This window comes from Bradyrhizobium sp. 27S5, assembly GCF_037217225.1.
GTDB lineage: Bacteria > Pseudomonadota > Alphaproteobacteria > Rhizobiales > Xanthobacteraceae > Bradyrhizobium > Bradyrhizobium septentrionale.
The window spans coordinates 4,149,898-4,172,525 of record NZ_CP147714.1; the positions used below are offsets into that span (position 1 = coordinate 4,149,898).

26 protein-coding genes, 2 tRNA genes and 2 pseudogenes are annotated in these 22,628 nt (G+C 62.7%); 16 read left to right on the plus strand and 14 right to left on the minus strand.

Annotated elements, in window-relative coordinates:
• Positions 1–33 precede the first annotated feature (33 nt).
• From WDM24_RS19130 to WDM24_RS19145, 4 genes are all read right to left on the minus strand, one after another.
• Entirely contained in the window at positions 34–648 is a 615-nt protein-coding gene (locus WDM24_RS19130) for a TetR/AcrR family transcriptional regulator (RefSeq protein WP_338832408.1), read from the minus strand.
• A 188-nt stretch (positions 649–836) separates the two neighbouring features.
• Positions 837–1,922: a 3-deoxy-7-phosphoheptulonate synthase gene (locus tag WDM24_RS19135; protein WP_338832102.1), complete on the minus strand. Its 1,086-nt coding sequence runs from the start codon at positions 1,920–1,922 to the stop codon at positions 837–839.
• 237 nt (positions 1,923–2,159) lie between these two features.
• A complete protein-coding gene (locus tag WDM24_RS19140) occupies positions 2,160–2,732 on the minus strand; it encodes an HdeD family acid-resistance protein (RefSeq protein ID WP_338832103.1) in 573 nt (190 codons plus the stop codon).
• A gap of 50 nt (positions 2,733–2,782) precedes the next feature.
• Complete coding sequence (locus tag WDM24_RS19145) at positions 2,783–3,820, minus strand: PrsW family glutamic-type intramembrane protease (protein ID WP_338700652.1); 1,038 nt, start codon at positions 3,818–3,820, stop codon at positions 2,783–2,785.
• A gap of 566 nt (positions 3,821–4,386) precedes the next feature.
• Between WDM24_RS19145 and WDM24_RS19150 the strand changes: the two genes are divergently transcribed.
• Positions 4,387–5,292, plus strand: a complete 906-nt coding sequence (locus WDM24_RS19150; protein ID WP_338832104.1) for a sulfite exporter TauE/SafE family protein — start codon at positions 4,387–4,389, stop codon at positions 5,290–5,292.
• A gap of 27 nt (positions 5,293–5,319) precedes the next feature.
• On the opposite strand, the gene WDM24_RS19155 is transcribed toward WDM24_RS19150, so the two are convergent.
• Positions 5,320–6,552, minus strand: a complete 1,233-nt coding sequence (locus WDM24_RS19155; protein WP_338832105.1) for a Zn-dependent hydrolase — start codon at positions 6,550–6,552, stop codon at positions 5,320–5,322.
• Between the two features lie 163 nt (positions 6,553–6,715).
• Between WDM24_RS19155 and WDM24_RS19160 the strand changes: the two genes are divergently transcribed.
• From WDM24_RS19160 to WDM24_RS19170, 3 genes are all read left to right on the plus strand, one after another.
• Positions 6,716–7,069, plus strand: coding sequence for a hypothetical protein (locus WDM24_RS19160; protein WP_338832106.1), 354 nt, complete (start codon positions 6,716–6,718; stop codon positions 7,067–7,069).
• 75 nt (positions 7,070–7,144) lie between these two features.
• Complete coding sequence (locus tag WDM24_RS19165) at positions 7,145–7,306, plus strand: hypothetical protein (protein WP_224741639.1); 162 nt, start codon at positions 7,145–7,147, stop codon at positions 7,304–7,306.
• 146 nt (positions 7,307–7,452) lie between these two features.
• Positions 7,453–7,527: transfer RNA gene (locus WDM24_RS19170), tRNA-Glu, on the plus strand.
• Between the two features lie 89 nt (positions 7,528–7,616).
• Here WDM24_RS19170 and WDM24_RS19175 read toward each other — a convergent pair.
• Both WDM24_RS19175 and WDM24_RS19180 read right to left on the minus strand, forming a co-directional pair.
• Positions 7,617–8,618, minus strand: a complete 1,002-nt coding sequence (locus WDM24_RS19175) for an NADP-dependent oxidoreductase (RefSeq protein WP_338832107.1) — start codon at positions 8,616–8,618, stop codon at positions 7,617–7,619.
• Between the two features lie 67 nt (positions 8,619–8,685).
• Positions 8,686–9,543 (minus strand): oxidoreductase, encoded by an 858-nt coding sequence (locus WDM24_RS19180; protein WP_338832108.1) that lies wholly within the window; start codon positions 9,541–9,543, stop codon positions 8,686–8,688.
• Between the two features lie 118 nt (positions 9,544–9,661).
• On the opposite strand from WDM24_RS19180, the gene WDM24_RS19185 reads away from it, so the two are divergent.
• From WDM24_RS19185 to WDM24_RS19195, 3 genes are all read left to right on the plus strand, one after another.
• Positions 9,662–10,213 carry a TetR/AcrR family transcriptional regulator gene (locus WDM24_RS19185; protein ID WP_338832109.1) on the plus strand — a complete coding sequence of 184 codons (552 nt, stop codon included), beginning with the start codon at positions 9,662–9,664 and terminating at the stop codon, positions 10,211–10,213.
• Between the two features lie 254 nt (positions 10,214–10,467).
• A complete protein-coding gene (locus WDM24_RS19190) occupies positions 10,468–10,725 on the plus strand; it encodes a PilZ domain-containing protein (protein WP_029083331.1) in 258 nt (85 codons plus the stop codon).
• Positions 10,726–10,856: 131 nt separating this feature from the next.
• Positions 10,857–11,102 (plus strand): hypothetical protein, encoded by a 246-nt coding sequence (locus WDM24_RS19195; RefSeq protein ID WP_029083330.1) that lies wholly within the window; start codon positions 10,857–10,859, stop codon positions 11,100–11,102.
• A gap of 12 nt (positions 11,103–11,114) precedes the next feature.
• Here WDM24_RS19195 and WDM24_RS19200 read toward each other — a convergent pair whose 3' ends face one another.
• From WDM24_RS19200 to WDM24_RS19210, 3 genes are all read right to left on the minus strand, one after another.
• Positions 11,115–11,756: a glutathione S-transferase family protein gene (locus WDM24_RS19200; RefSeq protein ID WP_338832409.1), complete on the minus strand. Its 642-nt coding sequence runs from the start codon at positions 11,754–11,756 to the stop codon at positions 11,115–11,117.
• A 367-nt stretch (positions 11,757–12,123) separates the two neighbouring features.
• Entirely contained in the window at positions 12,124–12,576 is a 453-nt protein-coding gene (locus WDM24_RS19205; RefSeq protein ID WP_338700799.1) for a VOC family protein, read from the minus strand.
• 877 nt (positions 12,577–13,453) lie between these two features.
• A complete protein-coding gene (locus WDM24_RS19210) occupies positions 13,454–13,627 on the minus strand; it encodes a hypothetical protein (RefSeq protein WP_166295083.1) in 174 nt (57 codons plus the stop codon).
• A 165-nt stretch (positions 13,628–13,792) separates the two neighbouring features.
• On the opposite strand from WDM24_RS19210, the gene WDM24_RS19215 reads away from it, so the two are divergent.
• From WDM24_RS19215 to WDM24_RS19225, 3 genes are all read left to right on the plus strand, one after another.
• Positions 13,793–14,140: a GrlR family regulatory protein gene (locus tag WDM24_RS19215; RefSeq protein ID WP_166295085.1), complete on the plus strand. Its 348-nt coding sequence runs from the start codon at positions 13,793–13,795 to the stop codon at positions 14,138–14,140.
• Between the two features lie 244 nt (positions 14,141–14,384).
• Positions 14,385–14,570, plus strand: coding sequence for a hypothetical protein (locus tag WDM24_RS19220; RefSeq protein ID WP_166295087.1), 186 nt, complete (start codon positions 14,385–14,387; stop codon positions 14,568–14,570).
• Positions 14,571–14,887: 317 nt separating this feature from the next.
• Positions 14,888–15,172, plus strand: coding sequence for a hypothetical protein (locus tag WDM24_RS19225; protein ID WP_338832110.1), 285 nt, complete (start codon positions 14,888–14,890; stop codon positions 15,170–15,172).
• 150 nt (positions 15,173–15,322) lie between these two features.
• Here WDM24_RS19225 and WDM24_RS19230 read toward each other — a convergent pair whose 3' ends face one another.
• Positions 15,323–15,484, minus strand: a complete 162-nt coding sequence (locus WDM24_RS19230; RefSeq protein ID WP_338832111.1) for a hypothetical protein — start codon at positions 15,482–15,484, stop codon at positions 15,323–15,325.
• A 266-nt stretch (positions 15,485–15,750) separates the two neighbouring features.
• Here WDM24_RS19230 and WDM24_RS19235 point away from each other — a divergent pair.
• The 6 genes and pseudogenes from WDM24_RS19235 to WDM24_RS19260 all read left to right on the plus strand — a co-directional run.
• Positions 15,751–16,510: pseudogene (locus WDM24_RS19235) on the plus strand (SIR2 family NAD-dependent protein deacylase).
• A gap of 211 nt (positions 16,511–16,721) precedes the next feature.
• On the plus strand, positions 16,722–17,387 hold the full coding sequence (locus tag WDM24_RS19240; RefSeq protein WP_166295093.1) for a cold-shock protein: 666 nt from the start codon (positions 16,722–16,724) through the stop codon (positions 17,385–17,387).
• 198 nt (positions 17,388–17,585) lie between these two features.
• Positions 17,586–18,065 (plus strand): DUF192 domain-containing protein, encoded by a 480-nt coding sequence (locus tag WDM24_RS19245; protein ID WP_338832112.1) that lies wholly within the window; start codon positions 17,586–17,588, stop codon positions 18,063–18,065.
• Between the two features lie 120 nt (positions 18,066–18,185).
• Positions 18,186–18,262: transfer RNA gene (locus WDM24_RS19250), tRNA-Pro, on the plus strand.
• A gap of 498 nt (positions 18,263–18,760) precedes the next feature.
• Positions 18,761–19,537, plus strand: a complete 777-nt coding sequence (locus tag WDM24_RS19255; RefSeq protein WP_338832113.1) for a cyclase family protein — start codon at positions 18,761–18,763, stop codon at positions 19,535–19,537.
• Between the two features lie 428 nt (positions 19,538–19,965).
• Positions 19,966–20,202, plus strand: a pseudogene (locus WDM24_RS19260) (carbamoyltransferase C-terminal domain-containing protein); the annotation flags it as partial.
• 111 nt (positions 20,203–20,313) lie between these two features.
• Here the strand turns inward: WDM24_RS19260 and WDM24_RS19265 are convergent.
• The 3 genes from WDM24_RS19265 to WDM24_RS19275 form a co-directional block, all read right to left on the minus strand.
• Positions 20,314–20,679 (minus strand): hypothetical protein, encoded by a 366-nt coding sequence (locus WDM24_RS19265; protein ID WP_338832114.1) that lies wholly within the window; start codon positions 20,677–20,679, stop codon positions 20,314–20,316.
• Positions 20,676–21,110: a hypothetical protein gene (locus WDM24_RS19270; protein ID WP_338832115.1), complete on the minus strand. Its 435-nt coding sequence runs from the start codon at positions 21,108–21,110 to the stop codon at positions 20,676–20,678. The genes WDM24_RS19265 and WDM24_RS19270 overlap by 4 nt, the downstream gene beginning before the upstream one ends.
• A gap of 61 nt (positions 21,111–21,171) precedes the next feature.
• A complete protein-coding gene (locus tag WDM24_RS19275; protein ID WP_338832116.1) occupies positions 21,172–22,509 on the minus strand; it encodes a metallophosphoesterase family protein in 1,338 nt (445 codons plus the stop codon).
• Positions 22,510–22,628: the final 119 nt, after the last annotated feature.

Genomic DNA, 22,628 nt, shown 5'->3' on the forward strand with positions numbered 1-22,628 from the left:
AGGCGTGCTCAAAGCCGGAGTGTCCATGGGTGCTTACCTGATGAAACGGTCGAGAAGGGCGTCGGCGGTGGCTTGCGATGTGATCCGTGCCGGCGCCGTTTTGCCGACCACCCGCAGCCCCTCGACGAAACAGACGAGAATTCGGGCGGCGGTCGAAGGCTCCACGCCATCGGCCAGCTTGCCGACTGCCTTTGCGCGGGAAAGTGCATCCGCCACTCTGGCCTCCATGACTTTGAAGAAGCTCGCGATGCGACGGCCAACGTCGGCATCCTGGCCGGCCAGTTCCATGGCTGTGGCCACGAGCAGGCATCCGCGCCGGCCATTGGCACCGCTGGTGCGGTCGACGTAGCCGGCAAGGTAGGCCCGCAGGCCGTCGACCGGCTCTCTGCCGGGAGCGAGTTCGATATCCATCCGTGTCACGGCATCGGCGATGTAGCGATCAAGCGCGCGCAGGAACAGCGAGTGCTTGTCGCCGAACGCGGCGTAGAGGCTGCCGCGCGAGAGCTTCGTCGCACGAAGCAGGTCCGGCAGCGCGGTGGCATGATAGCCGCGCGACCAGAACACGCCCATCGCGCGTTCGACAGCAGCGTCCACGTCGAAACTTCGGGGGCGGCCACGGGGCAACTGCACAGGGGTTTGGCGGCTCATCGCCAATATATAGACCAATTGGTCTTGAAATCGCAAGTCACCGCTTCGGGGGCATTTTCGACCGGTTCAGCGGGATTGTCGGCTGGTTGATGTCCGCTTGGCCCTGACGGCTCCGCGGCCTCACACGCGGGAGACCGGCGGAACGCAACATTGCGTCCCGCCGGCAGCGCTCAATCGGTTCGGCGGCGTCAGGCCGAACGCCCCTTAAGGCCGTCGCGCTGCACGCTGCGCCTTGCGTCGACGGCGTCGGCGAGCTGCTTCAGCACGTCGGCCGTCGTCGCCAGATCGATGCAGCCGTCCGTGATGCTCTGACCGTAGGTCAGCGCCTTGCCCGGCACGACGTCCTGGCGTCCGGCGACAAGATTGCTCTCGATCATCACGCCGACGATGCGCTGTTCGCCGCCTGCGACCTGGCGGGCGATATCGGCGGCGACCACCGGCTGGTTCTCCGGCTTCTTGCTGCTGTTGGCGTGGCTGGTGTCGATCATCAGGCGTGCTGCGACACCGGCGTGGCCGAGCTCGGCCGCGGCGGCATCGACGCTTGCGGAATCATAGTTCGGCACCCGGCCGCCGCGCAGGATGACGTGGCAGTCCTCATTGCCGCTGGTGGCGGCGATGGCCGAGCGGCCGCCCTTGGTGACCGCCATGAAGTGATGCGGGTGCGAGGCCGACTTCACCGCGTCCGCAGCGATCCGCACACCACCATCGGTGCTGTTCTTGAAGCCGACCGGGCAGGACAGGCCGGAGGCCAGCTCGCGATGGATCTGGCTCTCGGTGGTACGCGCGCCGATCGCCGCCCAGGAGACCAAATCGGCGATGTATTGAGGCGTCGTCATGTCGAGGAATTCGGTGCCGGCGGGCAGGCCGAGATTGTTCACGGCCGACAGCACGCTGCGGGCGAGGCGCAGGCCCCTGTTGATGTCGAAGCTGTTGTCGAGATCGGGATCGTTGATCAGGCCCTTCCAGCCCACGGTGGTGCGCGGCTTCTCGAAATAGACCCGCATCACGATCTCGAGGCGGTCGGCGAGCTGTTCGCGCAGGCCGGCGAGACGCTCGGCGTAATCGACGGCCGCCGCGGGATCGTGAATGGAGCAGGGGCCGACGACGACCAGCAGGCGGTCATCGCTGCCGTTGAGGATCGCGTGGATGGCGTTGCGGGCGCCCATCACGACGCGTGTCGCGGTCAGGGTGCGCGGAACTTCCCGCATCACCTCTTCGGGCGTACTGAGCTCTTTCAATTCCTTGATGCGAAGATCGTCTGTCGTACTCAACACGGCTGGCTCCTTTGGATTTTTGGGACCTGCCGGCGCATAAAAAAAAGCCGCCAGGTCTGGCGGCTTGTTTCGGACGTTTGCTGCAATTCTTCAGATTGAGCGCGATCCTCCTGCCGCCAGCGAGCTGTCGTAGCTAAAGTACCAAAAATAGCTGGTGGCGACGGTGATCATGGCGGCTCTATAGCGCAGGGATTTCTGCCTGTCACCCCCAAATCCGCGGGGGCAGCCGGTTCGGCGTCAGGTGTTGCGCGCCGCCAACGCCATACCTATCAGGGTCGCCCCGCCGAACATCAGATTGAGGCCGACCAGGAGGCCGATCGCCCATTCCGCCGAGCCCGGCAGGCCCGCGATGACGAAGAAGGCGATCACGATGTCCATCAGCCCGGCGATCAGGAGCCAGGACCAGCGTCCTGACAATTCGCGGCGGTGCTCCAGCGCGTACATGATGGTGGCGACGCCCTCGGCGACGAAATAGGCGCCGATGACAATGGTCAGCGTCAGCACGCCCTGCATCGGACGGGCGAGCAGCACCATCCCGGCCAGCACGGCGAGCGCGGCTGAAATCAGCGACCACCAGAAGCCCGGCATGTTGCGCGCCCAGAACGTCACGATCAGCCCGCCGATGCCTGAGATCAGGAACATCCAGCCGAGGAAGATGGTGACGGCGAGGCTCGCGAGGGCCGGCACGATCATCGCCGCGATGCCGAGGATCGCGAGCAGGATGCCTTCGAACAGGAACGCCTTCCAGTGCTGCTTGACCGCGGCCTGCATCTGCGATCGCAGCTTGTCGAGGTCGTTGGACAGGGTCATCGCGGCTCTCCAAATCTGCGAACGAGACGTTTGCGCGCGTGCGGCGTATCCTAGCCCTGGCTTGGCGCTGACGGAAAGCCCTCCGCGGCGGTCCGCATCCGGTTGCGGCCGAACAGGTAGACAGCGGTGGTCGCGATCAGCAGCGCCAGCCCGATCAGGATCGAGGTGAAGCCGATCGGGACCAGGATGAACGACGCATTGCGCTCGGGATTGACGTACCAGTGATGCAGTGAGGTGAGCAGGAAGCAGACGCCGGCAAAGCCGGTGCCGCCGCCGATCAAGAGCAGCGCCCACATCCGCCGCAGCTGGCTGAGCCGCTCGCGCGCAACGTCGGTGCGCGGCGCATGATGCTTGCCGAGGCGGCGCACCAGGCGGATCGCAAAACCGATCGAGGAGAAGCCGATCAGCACGCTGGCCGAACCGAGCAGCAGCCGCGTGGTCGAGCCGAGATCGGGGATGCGCTGCAGCGCGAGCAGCGGAAAATCGAACGCCGCGTGCAGCGCGACCGGCGCGACCAGCACCAGCGCCCAGTTCGTGATGCGCGCCCAGTCGCGGTGGCCGCGATAGGCGCCGAGCGCGCCGCCGGAGCGCGCGATGGCGAGATAGGCGCCGGCGATGATGCCGAGCGCGCCGTGGAACGGCACGGTGAGCACGCTGCGCAACGCCGCAAGCGCGCGCCACATGTCCTTGTGCTGGACCAGATAGGCGAGGTTCTCATAGGCGGCGAAGCCGAGACCGGCGGCCGCGCCATAGACCACCGTATCCATCGGATCGGCGAAGGCGCGGCGCCGCGTCGAGATCGCGACGATGACGAGAACCTTGACGATCTCCTCCGGCGCCGCGACGCCGAATGCCGCGCGCACCGCCTGCGTCGCCCAGGGATTGTCGGGAATGGCGAGCAGCGCGTTGAAGGGAATTCGTGCCAGGCCGAGCAGCGAGATGCTGGCCGCGCCGAGCACGAAGGCGAGCCACACCTGCACCGGCGGTCCGGGGCGCTCATCGGCGGCGATGACGAGCCACAACACGAGCAATGCGGGGGCAATGGCGGCGGCGCCGATTACTGTTGGAAGCGACTCAAGCAACAACATGAGCCGGACGGGCCCCTTTGATGGCACCAAAGCGATGCGTCCCGAAGAAATGGCAGCAAGTTCAGCGGATTGCAAATCGAGCGATGGGGAGAATCGGTTCGACAGACGCCGTTCTCGTGTCCAAAATGCCACGGTGCCTGCGAAAGCGTGGCGGAAGCGTCTCGTAACGGGGGCTCGGTCAGCTCAAAGCAGAGGGCGGCTACCCGGCCGCCGGGCGGGTTCCCGACGGCGCTGCGTACGCGGTGGCGACCTGCGGGTCCAACCAGTTGCCGGAACGTCGCGGGCCGTGCGGCGACGCCGTACCACTGTGAGGTGGGGTGTGCACCGACAGGGTGGCCCATGCCATGACGACATCGCCGATCCGCAGATCGCGGCGAATTTCACGGCGCGTGGCTGTGCGCACGTGGCGGCAGCCGATGGTCTCTCGCGGGCGCAATTCGTTGCTCGGTCAGGCAGACGCGATGCGTCGGCTTCGCAAAGCACGACCGCCGCAAGTTTTGGCACCGCATGCCCATCGTTGCGCTATAATGCCGCGGGCAAAGCGACTGATCCGGTAGAAGCCAAAGATGCTTTCGATTGATTCTGCGGTGATCGTTCTTGCCGTGATCGCTCTGTTTGCGGCCTTTGTGAACGGTGCGCTTGGTTACGGGTTTTCCTCTCTCACCGTGCCGGTCGCGCTGGTCTTCTATACCAACCGCGTTCTCAATCCTGCGGTTGTCATCGTCGAAGTCTTCGTCAACCTGTATGTTCTGTGCATCAATCTGAGCGGCGTTCCGGCCGTGTGGCGGCGCGTGCTGCCTATTCTCATCGGCATGCTGCCCGGCATCGCAGTCGGAGCCTTTGCTCTGACGTCGCTGCAGCCCGGCTGGATCAAATTCGCCACCTACTCGATCATTCTGCCGCTTATCCTGCTGCAGGCGGCCGGTTGGCGGAAGCCGATGCAGTCGAAATGGCTCGTCGGTTTGCCCTTTGGCGCGGCGCTCGGAGTCCTGTACTCGGTCACGACCATCTCGGGACCGCCGCTGGCGATCCTTTTCAACAATCAAGGCCTCGTCAAAGATGAGTTTCGGGCCGGTCTCGCGCTGGTTCGGGTGACGGAGTCGAGCTTGACTGCGATCGCATACTACAAGCTTGGTCTGTTCATCGAAGAGAGCCGGAGCATCCTGTTCGTGCTCGTTCCCTGCGTTGTCGTCGGCATACCGCTCGGTGCCTATCTCATCCGGCGGCTGGATGCGGAGACGTTTCGCCGGATCTGCATGAGCTTTGATGCATGGGTCGTGGGATTCGGCCTGTCGCGCGTGTTGATCGAAGTGAAGCTGATGGAAAGCCCGTGGGCCTACAGCGTCATGGCCGGCACGATCCTGATCGACGTCTGCTTGTTGTACGTCTTCTTCACCGCGCGGAGAGGGACCGCGCAGGGCCCGCATGCGTTGGCTTCGCTGAGATCGGGCAACCAGGGCGGTCCGACCTGATACCGACATGCCGTGGGACGGCGTCGGCTAACCTGCCAGTAGGCGCCGGCAGGTTTCGACGAAGACCTCGGCGCCGGTGACGATGTCGGCGTCGTCGGTGTTCTCGGTCCAGTGATGGCTGATGCCGCCGATCGACGGCACGAACAGCATCGCCGCCGGCATGATGGTGGCGAGCACCTGGGCGTCATGGCCGGCGCCGCTCGGCATCCGGATCGATTTGCCGCCGGCGCAGGCTGCGCTCGCGGCCTCGATCGCATCCTGGAAGGCAGGCGTCATCATCGCAGGCACGCCGGTGCGGATGCGCTCGACCTCTACGGCGCAGCGGCCCTGCGCAGTGGCCTCGGCTGCCAGGCGATGCAGCTGCGCCTCCAGACGCGCGATCACCTCGGGATTGTCGTCGCGGATCTGGAACAGCATGTCGGCGCCGCCGGGGATGATGCTCGGCGCACCCGGGTCCAGCGTGATGCGGCCGGTGGTCCACACCGTGCGCGGTCCGCACAAGGCGGGGAAGCAGTCGTCGATCGCGACACAGAACCGCGCCAGCGCCAGGCCGGCATCCTTGCGCACCGCCATCCGTGTGGTGCCGGCATGGTTCTGCTCGCCGGTGAAGCTGATGCGGTACTGCCAGATGCCGACAATCGAGGTGACGACGCCGATCTTGAGCCCGCTGCTTTCCAGCGTGTCGCCTTGCTCGATATGGGCCTCGAGATAGCCGATGTGGCGGCGCGGTTCGGCGGTGAGGCGCGGGCGGCCGGCGAAGCCTGCCTCGCGGAGCGCCTGTCGCATCGTGCGATCGCTGGAGCGGTCGCGCGCCGCATCGATGTCGGCGTCGGTCACGGCGCCAACGAAGGACCGGCTGCCGAGGAAACTGCCGAAATGTCCTTCCTCGTCGCACCACGCAGCGACCTCGACTGCACCGTTCGTGCCGGGATCGGTGTTGATGACGCGCGCGGCTTCCAGCGCATAGATCACGCCGAGCGGCCCGTCGAGCCAGCCGGCGTGGTTCTGGCTCTCGAGATGCGAGCCGGCGAGCAGTTTCGGTCCCGCCTTCGCGCTGGTGCCGAGCACATTGCCGATGCCGTCGATCGTCGCGACAAGGCCGGCGTCGGGCAAATGTCCGGCGAGCCAGTCCAGTGAGCGCAGATGCGGTTCCGAGAAGGTCGGCTTGTGCACGCCGGTCTTGTAGGCGCCGATCGCGCGCAACGCGTTGAGATCGGCGAGCACGCGCTTGCCGTCGAAGCGACCGTTGATGCCTGGCATGAGTTGGACTCCGGATTTGCGTCTTGATCTTACGTGTTGGCGCCTCAATCCCGTCTTGATGCCGTCGCGGTTGGATGCGACGGAACAATCAGGGCAAACGATTTCTTAGCGGTTCTGCTCTTAGGTCGCAGTACGACAGTACGAATAGCGTGTGAGTGTGATGATGTCTGCATTCCGGAACTGGGCTCGCAAGGCCGCTGTGCTGTTTCTTCCGATCGCGCTCGGCGCCTGCGCGCAATATTCGCAGCAATACAGCATGACCACACCGTCGGCGGGGACCGGGCCGCTGGCCTGGGACGGTGCCGGACAGGACCCCAATCTCCCGCAATCGCGGCGCCATGCCCGCAATGCGTCACCGGCCGTCGCGGAGACGCCGGATGCGCAGATGTCGGAAGCCGATGCGGACGCTCGGCTGGCGCGCAAGCTCGTGATCTGCAGCACCTGCATCAAGCAGACGCCGGTGGCGCAAGCGAACAATCGTCAGGGCCAGGACGTCGCGAGCGCGGCCAATCATTAGCGCTCGGCGAGGCGTGCGCCGTTCCCAGATTTCGATCGATGTCCGCTGGCCTTAGTTAGGCCACGATATCGTTCGATGCGCAGCCTCATGTCGCTCCGAAGATTCATTGTTCCCGCCGTCGTCGTTGCGCTTGCCGCCGCCATCCTGATTCATGTGGGCGGTTCGCGGGCCCATGCGCATGTGCCGTTGCATTGCGGCTTCTGGACCTCGATCGAGGCCGGATTGTCCTGCCAGTGACCCGGGGGGCGGGGATCCGGGAAAAGCATTCTCAACGCTTGCCCGTCCGCCCAATCGCCACTATACGTTCGGCCGTCGCAGCCGTTCGCCGGTAGCGGCCAATCTGGCATGTCTCACGTCTAACGTATTGATTTGCCGGGAGTTTTGCTCCCTTCGTCTATCGGTTAGGACGCCACCCTTTCACGGTGGAGAGAGCGGTTCGATTCCGCTAGGGAGCGCCATCGGCGCCAATCCGCGATGATCTGCGACAATGCATGATGCGGTCCTGTTCAGCTCAGGGAACCGCAATCGACGGCCAACGTCGACGCCATTACGTCATCCGGACAACGACCTTTCCTTTGGCTCGACCCTGATCGAGATACGCAAGCGCTTCCTTTGCCTGCTCGAATGGAAATACCCGATCTATCACCGGCCGAATGTGCCCAGCCTTGAGAAGCTCACCGATCTCTGCAAGTTGACCACCGTCCGGGCGCACGAACAGGAACGAGTAGGCGACGCCGTACTTTTTGGAGCGGCGAATAATCTTGCGGCTCAGTAACCCGAACAAGGACACCATAAGAAAGTTCATGCCTCGGGCCCGAGCGAATACGGCGTCGGGCGGGCCGATAAGCGAGATGACGGTGCTTTTAGGCTTCAGAATCCGCAGGGATTTTTCGAGAGCGTCGCCCCTGACTGTGCCCAGCACGGCATCATAGTCCCGCAGCACATCCTCAAATTCCTGCTTCTTGTAATCAATCACCTCGTCGGCGCCGAGGCTCCGCACCAGATCCACGTTTCCGGTGCTGGTCGTCGTCGCCACCTTTGCTCCAAGGTATTTCGCGAGCTGGATCGCGAACGTGCCAATGCCCCCGGAGCCTGCGGGGATGAACACCTTGTTACCCGGCTTGAGGTGCGCACGCTCCTTGAGCGCCTGCCACGACGTCAACCCGACCATCGGGATCGAGGCCGCTTGCACAAAGTCGAGATTTGGCGGTTTGAGTGCCGCGGCACTCTCGGGCACGAGCGCAAATTCGGCAAGCGCGCCGCCGACCAGATCGAAGATACTGGCGAAGACGGCATCGCCCGGCTTGAAGCGAGTCACGCGACTTCCAACCTCCACAACGACCCCGGCCAAATCGCTGCCCAGCGTGGCCGGCAGCTGAAGCCGGAGGATGGGCTTGAACATTCCTTTCGGAATCATGTTGTCGATTGGATTCAATCCCGCCGCGTGGACCTGAACGAGAATGTCATCCGGCTTTGGCACTGGCCGGGGAGCATCAACCAACGCGACTTGATCCGGCTTGCCATAACGCTTTAAGACAAGTGCTCTCATGCTTTGCGATGTCCCTGGGGGCTTGACTGTGGCAACGACAGTAGACGCATGCACCGCGCGCACGCCGTCAGAAAGCACGGGCAGGGCGGGCGGGCTGCGACGCGATTGGTGCATCTAGCCGAAGGTCCTTTCGAATCCCGGCGTCCACCAGGCGTGCAGGCGCGAATCTGCGAAGCAATCGCAACCGGTTCGCAAGTCGACCGGCAGCGTATCGGATCTTCGGACGCGCCGCGTTGGCCGCCTTCAGCACGGTGTCTGCAACGACGCCACGCGGTTCGGCGGTCGCCATCACTTCGCTCACCCTTTTGCTTACGCCCGCACGGGCCTCGCGATACTCATCGAGCTTGGCATCCGGTTCGATCAAGTTCGCGTCGAATGGCGTCTTCGTGTAGGCAGGCTCGATGACCGAGACCCGGATGCCCCTCGTGCGGAGCTCGTGGTCGAGTGATTCTGAATAGCCTTCCACTGCGTGCTTGGTGGCGGCATAGAGCGCGCCATACGGCATCGGCAGAAAGCCGAGCACGGAGCCGATGTTGATGATGCGACCACTGCCTTGCCGTCGCATGTGAGGCACGACGGCGCGCGTCATCCGGACAAGCCCGAAGAAGTTTGTTTCGAAGATCGACCGGGCCTGTTCGAGCGAGCTCTCTTCCGCGCCGGCGGGCGCAACACCGAAGCCGGCGTTGTTCACGAGCAGATCGATGCGACCGTGGCGCCGTATCACTTCGCTGACGGCAGCCTCCACGGATTCGTCGCTTGTCACGTCGAGGGGTAGGATCTCGAACGATCGTTTGCCTGCTCGGGCTTCCCGTCTGCTGGTGCCGTAGACTTTGTAGCCAGCTTTCGCGAGCCGCTCCGCCGTGGCTTCGCCGATGCCTGACGAAGCGCCGGTCACGAGCGCGATTTTTTCCTCGATCCTGGTCATGGCCTTCTCCTGACAACGCGCCGATCCCATCGTTGTTGATGACGATCGTAACTATTGATTTACATGACGATCGTAATTATAATTGTCAAGACCCCGCCCCAACCCCGGGAACTGCGACATGCGCGTTTCAAAAGAGCAGGCTGCCGAAAATCGCGAGCGTATCCTCAAGGCCGCCTCACGCCTGATGCGGGAGCGCGGCATCTCCGGCGTAGGCGTCGACGCGCTGACCGAGGCGGCCGGGATGACGCACGGCAGCCTGTACAGTCAGTTTGGCTCCAAGGAACGGCTGGTCGAGGAAGCGGTGGCCTATGCGATAGCCACCAAAGGGCAAGAAGTGCCTGAGGTATTTGCTCTCTCCGACTACATTTCAGAATACCTTTCGGACGCGCACCGGGACATGCCGGGAAGCGGCTGCCCCTTCGCAGCCCTGTGCTGTGAGATGCCGCGCCAAAGCAGCGGTGTGCGAGAGCGTTTCACGGCAGGAGTGCGGGGCATGATCGGGCAGCTGAGCGGTCGAATGGGTTCCGGGCTGAAGCCACGGCAGCGCGAGGAGAAGGCGCTCGCGACCGCCGCCTCCCTGGTTGGGGCGCTCGTGCTCGCGCGGGCCGTGAACGATCCCAAGCTGTCGGACGACATTCTTCGCGCAACCAAGAAAGAATTGGGCAACTGACCGCTCATCGCAATGGCTGCGGTGGAGTGCGGGAGGCGGGGGCCATCGCCCGAATTGGGGGATCGGCCGCGGGCGCAGTGCAGATTTGGCGCCAAATCGAAAATCCAGCAAACTCAACAAATTAGCGCAGGAGCGGACGCTTCGCCGGACTGCTGTGCGCTGATGTGTACAACCCCGCGATTGCTGCAATCCGCCGCGATTTCGCAACCCTTTGTAAAGCCAGCGGCGCTAGGCGTGAGCCTGGGGATGATGGAATGGCTTTAGGGTCCAAGAAGCGCGAAACGCGCAAATCGCTCCGTCAATCCGGCTGGATCACGCTCGACGGCGGATTCGCCGCGCGTCCCTGCATGGTCGAGGACATCTCCTCGACGGGTGCAAAGATCACCGTCCAGGACAACAACACGCTGCCGGCCAAGCTGCGGCTGGCGTTTGCGCGGGATGCCCGCACCGGGCGCGCCTGCGAAGTGGTCTGGCGCAAGGGCAAGACGTTCGGCGTCAAATTCGTGCGCTGAGCATGATCCGGAAAAGTGGAGGCCGGTTTTCCGAACAGATCATGCTCAAAAGAATGAGCTAGCTCATGATGCGATTCCTCCAAATCGCATCATGCGCTAGCCTGATCCGGTCGCGCGCGATAAAAGGCCGGATGCGCAAGATCTGCTTCGCCATCGTCGCCGTCCTGCTTCCCGCCGCTGCGTTCGCGCAAGCCGGCGACCGCCGGAATTTTCAGACGCCCCCCGACGCCGGCAAGACCTTGCCGTCGAAATCCGCGACGCGGAGCAATCCTTGCGCCTCGTACGGACCGGGCTTCGTCAAGGTCGAGGGCTCCGACACCTGCGTGAAGCTCGGTGGCGCCGTCAGTGTCGGTGCCGGGATGTCCAGCGGGCGCTGAACGGCTTGCGGTTCAGGACATCGGCGGCGCGACGACGCGCACAAAGGCCGGCCGCTGTGCGATCTCGCCGAACCAGCGTTCGAGATTGGGCAGCTTCGGCTTGGTGACCCCCTCGACACCGAACCAGCGCCGCGCAAAGGCGCCGAGCGCGACGTCGGCGATCGTGAACTGATCGCCCTCGACAAAGCGGCGCGCTGCAAGCTGCGCCTCGACCACGCGCCACACCACGCCTTCGGCATCGGCGTCCTTCTGGATCTGAACCATGTCGCGCTTCTCCGGCGGCGTGCGCACCAGTCCCCAGAACACCGGGCGGTCGACCGGCTGCAGCGTCGACAGCGTCCAGTCGAGCCAGCGGTCGACGACGGCGCGCGCCTTCGGCGATTGCGGATAGAGCGGCGAACTCTGGCCATAGGCCATGCAGAGATAGCGCATCACCGAATTGGATTCCCACAGCACATAGTCGCCGTCGACCATGGTCGGGACGCGGCCATTCGGATTCATCGCGAGATAATCAGGCTGATCGTTCTTGCCGAACTGCATGCCGGCATCGATGCGCTGATAGGGGAGGTCGAGCTCGGCGAGGCACCACAGCACCTTCTGCACATTGACCGAATTGGCCCGGCCCCAGATCGTCAGTTGCGGCTTGCTGTCCATCACGCGTTTCTTCCCGCTGTTGTGCTTTGCGCGCGTTCTTAGCGGAATCGATCCGGAAATGCGCGGGATGATTTGTACCGAGAGCAAAAAAGAGCACAGAAAAAGAGGCTCCGCCGCATCGCGGCAGAGCCTCGTTCATACGCGTTACGCATCAAGACGCGGTCAGTGACCGAACAACAACCACAGCACGATGATCACCGGGATCGGCACACCCAACAGCCAAAGCAAAACACCTTTTCCCATCTCGTCGCCTCCTCGCATCCGTCATATGGGGAGGCAACGTCAGGGGGTGCGCCATGTTCCTATCGTTTGCTCCGCGTTGATCACGTGGCAACGTTGACCGGGAACGGACACGCAAGCGGGGCGTTTACCAGTGCCCGGTGTTCGGCATCGAGGCCCACGGCTCGGCCGGCGCCTTCGGTTCGCCCTTCTGCAGGAGCTCGATCGAGTGCAGGTCGGGCGAACGGACGAACGCCATGTTGCCGTCGCGCGGCGGCCGGTTGATGGTGACGCCCATCTTCATCAGCTTCTCGCAGGTCGCGTAGATGTCGTCGACCTCGTAGGCGAGATGGCCGAAATGCCGGTCCTCGCCGTATTTCTCCTCGTCCCAATTGTAGGTCAGCTCGACCAGCGGCGCGCCGCGGCTTTGCGGCAGCGACTTGAGCAGATAGAGATCCTCCTCCGCGCAGAGAAACACCAGCGTGAAGCGGCCCTTGTCGTTGTCGATGCGGCGCACTTCCCTCAGCCCCAGCGCGTGCTGATAGAACTTCATCGCGATATCGAGATTGCGAACGCGCAGCATGGTGTGGAGATAACGCATTTTTTTATCCTCCTGAGGATTCAGCGATTTTGTTTGGGCTCGGGCGAGACGGGGCAAGAAATAGCAGCAAAATGCGACGTGGGGCAGGGGTCTGCACGACTTTTGCCGACCCCTCAGGTCCCTCGCATTCTCAAGCTTTCGCGAGCTTTCAACGCGCGGCGGCGATCGCGCTCCGGGTCGAGAGACCCTGCCATCACTCAGCCTGGTGATAGAGCGCGCGGATGCGGTTGCTCAGAATGCGGTCGACACCAACGACTGGCACAGCGACACGCTTGCACAGGACGAGATACGAGAAAGCCCCGCCCGGCAAAATTTCCGGGACGGGGCTTTCGTGGTCGAGCCTTGTAGTCACGCCTTGGAGGCGCGGCCTCTATCTCACCAATCGCTCATCACGGCCAATCAAGGACGCGCGAGGTTGGACGTCCTCTAAAAAGAAAATCCCGCGAGCGGGCTCGCGAGGTCTGCTGCCGACCGGCCTTGGGGAGATCGTGCCGGCAACCGGACACACAACAGTGCGCGCGGCGGAAGGCTCCCCCATCCCAAAAAATGGAAAGCCCCGCAGGCTGGATGCGGGGCTTTCCCAGCTGACGGACTGGGGATCTCTCAGGGCGTGAGCCGTCAACTGTTGGGAGCCAAACTTAAGGTTGAATTCATAAAATGCAACAGCGCCGCGTAGACGGAGTATCTTCGTCCCACAGCGCTGCGCCAGACACTGGGCCCTGAAATCCCCAGTGCCGGTTTGTCTTCGAATTGCCCCGAAGGTTCAAAAGAAAAACCCGTTAGCAGGATTTCGCGCGGGCTTCCAAACGCAGGGTGCAATCTGCGCGGGTGCGCGTCGCTTACATCTCACGAGCAACCCGGCGTCGATCGCCGGTCCTCACACCTTGATGTCGAGGATGGTCTCGACGGCATCGCGAACGGCCTGGTTCTTGGCGGCGAAGACGTCAAGCAGGTCCTCGCTGATGACGCGCGGCTGCGCCTTCGCCGTCTGGTCGACGACGAGCTGCACCCTGGCTTGCGTCACTTCGGCAGGTATGGGGTAAACCAGCATGGCTCTGTCCCTCCGGCTGACGAACCTTGTCAGGGCTTTCTTAACGATTTGTAAGCGCCCGGATCGGGCCTTTTGGGCGCGAATCGGTGGCCGAACCGGTCGGCCCGCTCGCGTGCGGCGCCGGTTGGGGCCATAATGTGGGCCTTTCGGAACATGGCATGATCGATGAAGAACGGGCTCTATTCGGTCCATCTCCACATGACTGACGGCGTGCAGGGCCGCGACAGCAGCGTCCTTATCCTGCGCGACGGTCTCTTGATCGGCGGCGGGCCGCACTACTGGTCGATCGGGGCCTATACGGTCGGCGAGGGAACGTGGAAGGGCTATCTCAGCACCAACCAGCATACCCCCTTTTCCGATCCGTTCGTCCGGCCACTGTTCGCCGGGCAGGAGGTGACGAGCGGCTTCTCCGGCACGTTCAGCGGTGACGAGGCCGAGGTGTTCGGGACCGTGCTGGTTGGAACCCGCAGCATGAGCTTCCAGGCAACCCTGAAATGGCTGGCGGATGCATGATCGCCGCGAGGCTGTGGACGAGTGCGCAGCAAGATGCGCATCTTGTTGGGCAAATGCGTCCGCCGGGGCTGTGGATTTGCTGCGGACAAGGGCGGGATATCGCTGTGGATCAGCGCAGACGGCCGGCGAGGGGGCGTCGTCGGAGACCATACCGGGCTACCGCTAACCCTACCTAGTTAGGTTAAGGGCAGCATCGTGTTGTCACGACCTGGGATTGCACCGAGGATGGCTGCAGGTGACAGCCATGACGCCATCGTTCCACAACGCTGACCGACCGACCCACCGGCGAGTGATGGTGGTGGGCTTGCTGTTCTGTTCGGCGTTTGTCGTGATCAGCTTCTGGCTCCGGCCGCAGCCGGACAACGGCAAGGTGCTGGTGAAGGCGGACCGGCTGGTCCGGACCGCGGGAGAGCCACGCAAGTCAAACTAGGACTGGCGAACTCCAATGCCGCCGGCGCTCAGTCCGGCGATTTCCCGTTCGGATGCTTGTGATGCATCGCGATGCCGATAAAGCCGGCGAAGCCCAGCACATTCAGCAGCAGTTCCATCCAAACTGGCATCGATGCCAACCTCTTTCACCACCGAAGATAATCTTTGAGGTTGTGTTTTTGTTCCCGCGCTAACCGATGGTAGCTTTGCGCAATCGCATGGCTGCGGAACCAGAACGCGCGCCCCGGAACCCACTCCTGTTGCAACCGTCCCATCCGGGCCGACGTTAGCCCTTCGAACCTACGTGAGGAGGTTGCGATGAAAAAGGCATTGGCAGTTTTAGCGACGGTTGCGACCGTTGGCGCGACGATGGTCAGTGCGCCGGCGCAGGCGCGCGGTACGCGCGGTATTGGTCCTGGTCTGGCCTTTGGTTTGGCCGCCGGTGCGCTCGCCGCGGGCGCGGCCGGAGCGTATGCGTACGGCCCACACTATTACGGGCCCGGCTATTATTATGGCCCGCGTTACGGCTACTACGGCGATCCCGGCTACGCCTATTATCGGGGTCCGTACTCCCGGCACCATTACTACCGCCATTATTGGTAACGGCGATCAGCCCGGAGCACACCGCTCCGGGCTTTCTCGATTGCGCCTCATGGCGTGATTGCGTGCGAGCACGGGCATCAACGGCAGCTTCCCGCATCGTCGGACCATGAGCACGCTCGCTTCCGCGCGACATCAAGCGCGCTCCTGCGATCAAGCGCTCTTGCGCTGAAATCCGCTCCAGACATTGCCGAGCGTGTTGTCGTAATATTCCTGGCGATCGCGCTCGAACTTCTGCTGGGTCGCCCGGAAGCTGGCAACGCGTGCGACGATCTCCTCGCGCTCGCGCGCGACGCGGTCTTCCTGATCGGTCATTACCCATCCTCTTCGTCGTGGTCCTATCCCCGCCGCGCATTGGCATCAGTGAATTGGGCGTCAATGCGGAGCAGGCTTTGCAGGATTGTGATGAAGCCAAGGCAGCGGGAGAGGAAACTGACGCGCCGGCGGAGCAGGTCGCCCACGCAGCCGGCATCGCTGCGGCCTGACGCCGATCGCTCACGTCCTGGTTGAGCTCGCAATCGCTTCGACCATGCTATAGTCGCGACCGGCCAACCTAATCGTTCCCAGTGATTGCAAAAGAAGTGATTGCAAAAGACTTGCGCAGCGGCGTCGAGCAACTCGGCAACATGATTGCCGAGGCATCATCGATCGTGCCCTTCACCGGGGCGGGCATCTCCACCGAGTGCGGCATTCCGGACTTCCGTTCGCCGGGCGGGTTGTGGACCCGCAACCGGCCGATCCCGTTCGACGAGTTCGTCGCCAGCCAGGAAGCGCGCGCCGAGTCATGGCGCCGCCGCTTCGCGATGGAACCGACATTTGCTGCAGCAAAGCCCGGTCGCGGGCATCGCGCGCTTGCTTCGCTCTACCGGGCCGGCAAGGTTCCCGGCATCATCACGCAGAATATCGACAATCTGCATCAGACCTCAGGCTTCAAGGCCGACGACGTCATCGAGCTGCACGGCAACACCACCTACGCCCGCTGCATCGGGTGCGGCAAGGACTACGACCTCTCGTGGGTGAAGCTGCACTTCGACAAGACCGGGTGTGCGCCCGACTGCGCGGACTGCGGCGATCCGGTGAAGACCGCGACCATCTCGTTCGGGCAATCGATGCCCGAGGATGCGATGCGCCGCGCGGCGGAACTCTCGGCAGTGCGATCTGTTCCTGGCGATCGGATCGTCGCTGGTGGTGTGGCCCGCCGCAGGCTTTCCGATGATGGCGAAGGAGAGCGGCGCGCGGCTCGTGATCATCAACAACGAGCCGACCGATCAGGACGACATCGCCGACTTGGTGATCCGCCACGACATCGGCGACACGCTTGGTCCTTTCGTAGGCAATTGATGCCCGATTGATTCGCGGCTGTGCAAGGCTGTTCATAGTTCCCGCAAGAATCGATTTTTAGCTATGCCCGGCAACCGGGAGTGTTATCTTTTGATTGAGAGATTCGCGCAGCGTCCAGATGAGTGTCCAAGTGAGTTGGTCATGGAGAGCAGCGTGTACAGGGTGCGCCGCAACGACGGCGATTTGCATTTGATGTGTGGGGTCCGGGGTCATGGGGTCGGACGGATTTGAGTCCAAGAAGCTCGGCGGACCGCCGACCGGCGGGGTTGGGCAAAGCAGGATTGGACAAGGCGAGTACGGCGGCAGCGCGCCGCGCGACCCGGCGATGGATGCCTTCTCCGGTCTCGGCGACGCTGCGGCAAACCTCGTCGAAGTCTCCGGCGTCATCAAATGGTTCGACGCCTCGAAGGGATACGGCTTCATCGTTCCCGACAATGGCTGGCCCGACATCCTGCTGCATGTGACGGTGCTGCGCCGCGACGGCTATCAGACCGCCTATGAGGGCGCACGCCTGATCGTCGAATGCGTGCAGCGCGCCAAGGGCTACCAGGCCTTCCGCATCGTCTCGATGGACGAGTCGACCGCGATCCATCCGGCGCAGATGCTGCCGCCGCGAACCCATGTCACGGTGACCGCGACCAGCGGGCTCGAGCGCGCGCAGGTCAAGTGGTTCAACCGGCTGCGCGGCTTCGGCTTCGTGACTTGCGGGGAGGGCACGCCCGACATCTTCGTGCACATGGAGACGCTGCGCCGCTTCGGCATGACCGAGCTGCGACCCGGCCAGTATGTGCTGGTGCGGTTCGGGCCCGGCTCCAAGGGCATGATGGCCGCCGAGATCCACCCGGAGACCGGCCCGTCGGCGCTGTCGTCGCACTAAAGTGTGATCTTCAAAACGTGCGAAACGGTTTTCCCTCGCGACAAGCGCGGAGCGATCGCGCGTTAAGCGCAAGTTGGAGCCGACGCCGGACGCCCTGACGGAAACGTGAGCCGCCGGCGAGCCTCCTGGGCTCTGGCATTTGCCGCAATCATCGGGTTAGGGTCCGCCGGAAAATCTTCTCGGTGCGAGTATTTGTCGATGAATTTCGATCGTGTTGTGGGGCGGCTTCGCCCGTGGCTGCTGGCCGGGCTCGTCGTCATGTTCGGAGCGCTCTTGGCTCCGGCTGCGCAGGCTGCAAGCGTCCAGCCGCTTGAGATCGTCACCAAGTCCGGCGTGCACGTCTTCGCGGTCGAAATGGCGACCACCGAGCAGGAGAAGGAGACCGGCCTGATGTACCGCAAGGAGCTCGCGGACGGCAAAGGCATGCTGTTCGACTTCTCGCCGGAGCAGGAGGTGTCGATGTGGATGAAGAACACCTACATCTCGCTCGACATGATCTTCATCCGCGCCGACGGGCGCATCCTGCGGATCGCCGAAAACACCGAGCCGCTGTCGACCAAGATCATCCCGTCGCGGGGGCTCGCCAAGGGCGTCCTCGAAGTGATCGGGGGCACCGCGCAGAAATACGGCATCCAGCCCGGCGACCGGGTCGCCCATCCGCTGTTCGGCGGCCGCTAGCTCTCTGTTACTACGTGATTTCCGGCCCGAAACCGGTGCCGATTTCGCTGCAACAAGCCCCGCATCGGCGCCTTGCTGGCGCTGGCTGAAGCGTGTATCCACGGGGCTTCTCGGAAATGTCGGGGTATAGCGCAGCCTGGTAGCGCGGCAGTTTTGGGTACTGCAGGTCGTTGGTTCGAATCCAGCTGCCCCGACCATCCCATCCCAAGGCATCATCCCAAGGCATCATCCCGAGGCATCATCCCAAGGCAAATTGCCAAGAACTTGTCGCCAAGAACGTGCCGCGCTGGCCCTGCGCGCGCGGCGGGAAACTCCGGGTCGAAATTGTATCGCCTGATGCAACAACGCCGCCTGGACGGAATATGCTCGTCCAGACGGCGCCGTCGAATTACTGGGCCCTGAAATCCCCAGTGCCCATGGGTCGCCCCGGTGGCCAATAGGTTCAACGTTGCGGCGCCTTGCCGCTGCGGCAGGCCGCAGGGTGTGAGCAGCATCACGAGCAGATGATGGGGCCCGGCGGTCGAACGGGATGCGGCAACTTGTCCCGTTCCGGTTGCCTGCTAGTGTCCCGGCGGCGAGAGGGCTTGCTGGATCGGGGGCCGGCGTGTGAGCACCGCCAAATGAATGCAGACGTTCTTAGCGGTATCGATCGGCAGCTAGCCCAGCTCGACAACAACAATCAGAGAGGAACGGCCATGGCGCGCAGACTGATCGATATCTCCGTTCCCCTGCAGAACGACATTCCGGCCGATCCGCCGGGCAATCACCCGACCATTCAATATATCGACCATCAGCAAGGGCTGCCGCGCATGCTGCAGTTCTTCGATGGATTGAAGGCCGAGGACCTGCCTGACGGGCAGGGCTGGGCGGTCGAGCAGGTCTCGCTCTCCACCCATAACGGCACGCATCTCGATGCGCCCTGGCATTTTCATCCGACCATGAACCGCGGCGAGCGGTCCTGGACCATCGATGAAGTGCCGCTGGAATGGTGCTTTCAGCCGGGCGTGAAGCTCGACTTCCGGCATCTGCCTGATGGCTACGTCGCGACCGCCGGCGATGTCGAGGCCGAGCTGAAGCGCATCGGTCACACCCTGTCGCCGCTCGAGATCGTCGTCGTCAACACCAGCGCCGGCGCGAAATACGGCCAGCCCGATTACGTCAATTCGGGCTGCGGCATGGGCTACGAGGCGACGATGTATCTGCTCGAGCGCGGCGTGCGGCTGACCGGCATCGACGGCTGGAGCTGGGACGCGCCGTTCGTCTTCACCGCGAAGAAATATGCCGAGACCAAGGACGCCAGCCTGATCTGGGAAGGCCACAAGGCCGGACGCCACATCGGCTATTGCCACATCGAGAAGCTGCACAATCTGGAGCTGTTGCCGTCGACCGGGTTCATGGTGTCGTGCTTCCCGGTGAAGATCGAGCGTGCCTCGGCGGGGTGGACGAGGGCGGTCGCGATCCTCGACGGTTAGGCGTTTTCGGGGTTTCCGCCAGTTTAGGGAACCGGTGGACAAGCCGATCATTCCATCAGGTTGTTGCGGCACGGCTACAGCCTGAGGCAGCCGAATCTGCTTTCATGCACGTCGTAGATGCATTGGGTGATCGGGCCGGCGGCTCGTCCTCGCGTCCTGACCTCCGAAGCGTTCTCTCCCGTGACTAGAGCCCCGGCGTCTTCCGGGGCTCTTTCTTGCGCGCGTCAGGTCGGCCATCACTTCAAAGAAAATCATGCCCGCAAAAGAAAATCAGGTGCGCCGGAACCGACACACATGATCTCTGTCTGCAATGTCGCTTGTCTTGATCGCTTATCTTGGCCGGGCAGTTGTCGATCGCTTCCTTATAGAAGCCCGAGGCGTGCCTCTCGCGAGCGATGCGCTCCTTGGAGATCGCGCAGGCAATCGCGACCGGCGCGCCGGTCTTGATCAACACCTCGTTCAACGTCAAGGGCGAGCCGATCATCGAAACGCCTGAGGACGCCGTAAGCTGCTTCCTCACCACAGGGATCGACCATCTCGTGCTGTACGACACGCTGGTGTCGAAGACCGCCATGCACAAGGTCGTCACGCCCGTGATGACGACGTTCGGCGACGTCGCCACCATTGTCTCCTCGACCACGCAGGACGGCAGTCGCGGTGGCTGATCACAATCTTCCAACTAACTCATAAATCCGGGATGTCCGCTTTCGAGAGGTAAAGCGGACAGGCGGCCGCAGGGATGTCGCCTTGTGGCCCAATTCGGAAATCGCGCCCCGTCAGAGCCGAAACCAAGGCAGCGTGAGATAGACGCACGCGATCATCGAGAGCGCGGGAACCAACCATACCCATCCTCGCCAAAGGGCTCGCGTCCACCGCCCGGGCAAAAGCGTAGCAACAAAGCCGAACGTCGATGCCCCGAGCGCGGCCGTTGCTGCCCAGCCATACCAGTAGATCGCCGGTGCGAGGAAGCCCATCGCGGGGTCGGCGACGTCTCGTGTATGATGCGTGCCCGCGAGCACAACGCCCAGCGAGGGAAAAACGGTGAACAGCGCCATATCCTTGGCGACGGCAACCACGTAAAGGACCGCGAATGTCGTGCCGAACGCAAATCCAAAGCGGCGGAACGAGGCCGATGACGTCATGAACCAAAGCCCATGATGTTGTTTGCGAAATGACCGGTCAGGAAGCTCCACCAGACAATAAAGGCAAGGATCGAGGTGAGCGCGGTGCGTGTTTGGGCAGACTCATCGGCATGCGGTTGTCGCCAGCAAACCCAGTACGCGGGTAGCAAGGCCAATCCGATGGCCGTGAAGTGCTCCTTGAGGTCGAAGAAGCCGAGGACATGCCAGTGACCGGCGCGCTCTAGTTCAGGCCTGACATCGAGGCGAAAGTGCAGATACAAGATTGCGCCCAGTAGCGCGGAGACCACGTACAAGATGACGACGGCGTTGGCGAACGAGGCCGACGGTATGGAACGAAAGCGGCCAAAGAACGAGCCGGGTCGCGCGTCCGCCGATCCCCATGCCGCTAAAGTCTGGTGTGTTATCGCGCCAAGCAGTGCGACCGCGACCAAGCCGTGAATGATCAGAATAGCTGTCGCCAGAACCTCACTCCCGTAAACACCGGCATCCTGCTCACTTGAAGAGTTCCTCAGTCCCGAATGGCTCTGCCGACCAAGGCCGAAAGCGATTGAGGGTGAATTTCGTCTTCTGGCCGGGTTCGACGTCCACCAGCACGTAGTTGTACTCCTCTTGCGGAGGCTGGCCCTTCCAGTAAAGGTCCTGCGGATAGTCAGCGGGCACCTTGATGCTCGTTCGCCCCGGCAGGATTGGGTCTTGTTCTGCGCCCCCACCGCCCAACATCAGATACTTTATCCCATCTACGTCGTAGATTTCCGTGGTGTGGACGTGCCCGTTCAATACGACCACCTCCATGTCCTTGGCATACGACGCAATCACCTTGTGCGGGTTATCGGGAGCCGGGATCGGGCCTAAGCCTGACCGCGCAAACACGGGATAATGGAAGACGATGAACGCCTTCCGAATGCCATTGGCCTTCGCCTCGTCCATCCACTTTTGAAGCTGGGTCATCTGCTCGGCATATTTTGGCCGGTCAGCGTCCCACAGTGACGGCGAACGGTAATCGTACTTGCCACTCCAGAGATAGATGAAGCGGGTGCCCTTGAAGTCGAATTTGTAGATGAGGTTTTCCGGCGTGACGCCGAATTTTTTCAGATACGGCACAGCGGAAAGAACGCCCTCAATCTTTGGGTCGGCCCACACCTCATGATTGCCCACACTCATGAAAAAGCGCCCATCCAGACCGGCTGCGCGCATCTCCTCATCCGGCGCCGGTAGCTTCTTCAACATCGTATCATTCACGCGCTTCCAGTATGGGCTGTCACTGACGGTCAAGCCTTGATTGCCCCACCAGACGGCGTCACCACTATTGACCACGAATTTGGCGCGACTGGATTGAACGTCCTTCACGATTTCACGGGTCACCCATTCGCCGCCCTGAAGCCGGAACATCGTCCGATGCACTCCAGGAAGCAGTTTCAAGTCTTCAACGGATGCCTCAGTGACCCAACCTTTATCTACCGTCAGGGTCATCACTTCCGTCTTGGATGCGAACGGCATGACTACCTTGATCAGGTCTTTGGTGACCGGATCGAAAATCATCTTTACATCCTTCGCCACAACGGCTTCAGCGACCTTCTCCGGCATCACCAACCCGAACATTTCGACGAAGAACTTGTTGAGGTCCGGCTGCCCCTCCTTCAACGGGAGGTACATCATCGGACGGGTATCGCCGACCGCTGCGAACGAAAAACCGGCCCCCGCGGCAATTGGTGTCTGCGCTACAGTAGTCCGCACACTTGCGACTAGCGGCATGGAGACCACGGGCAGCGCAGCGAGCGTTTTGATTAAGAGGCGGCGGCTTGGTTTGTTGGGTGATTTGGATGATGGCATGATCGCTAATCCCTAGATTGACGAGCGGGAATGACCTACGCCTGCTGCGTGCGGCAAACGACTTCAAGCACGCACGGAACATTATATCCCGACCTCGCGATATTGTCCTTAAGGGAAAC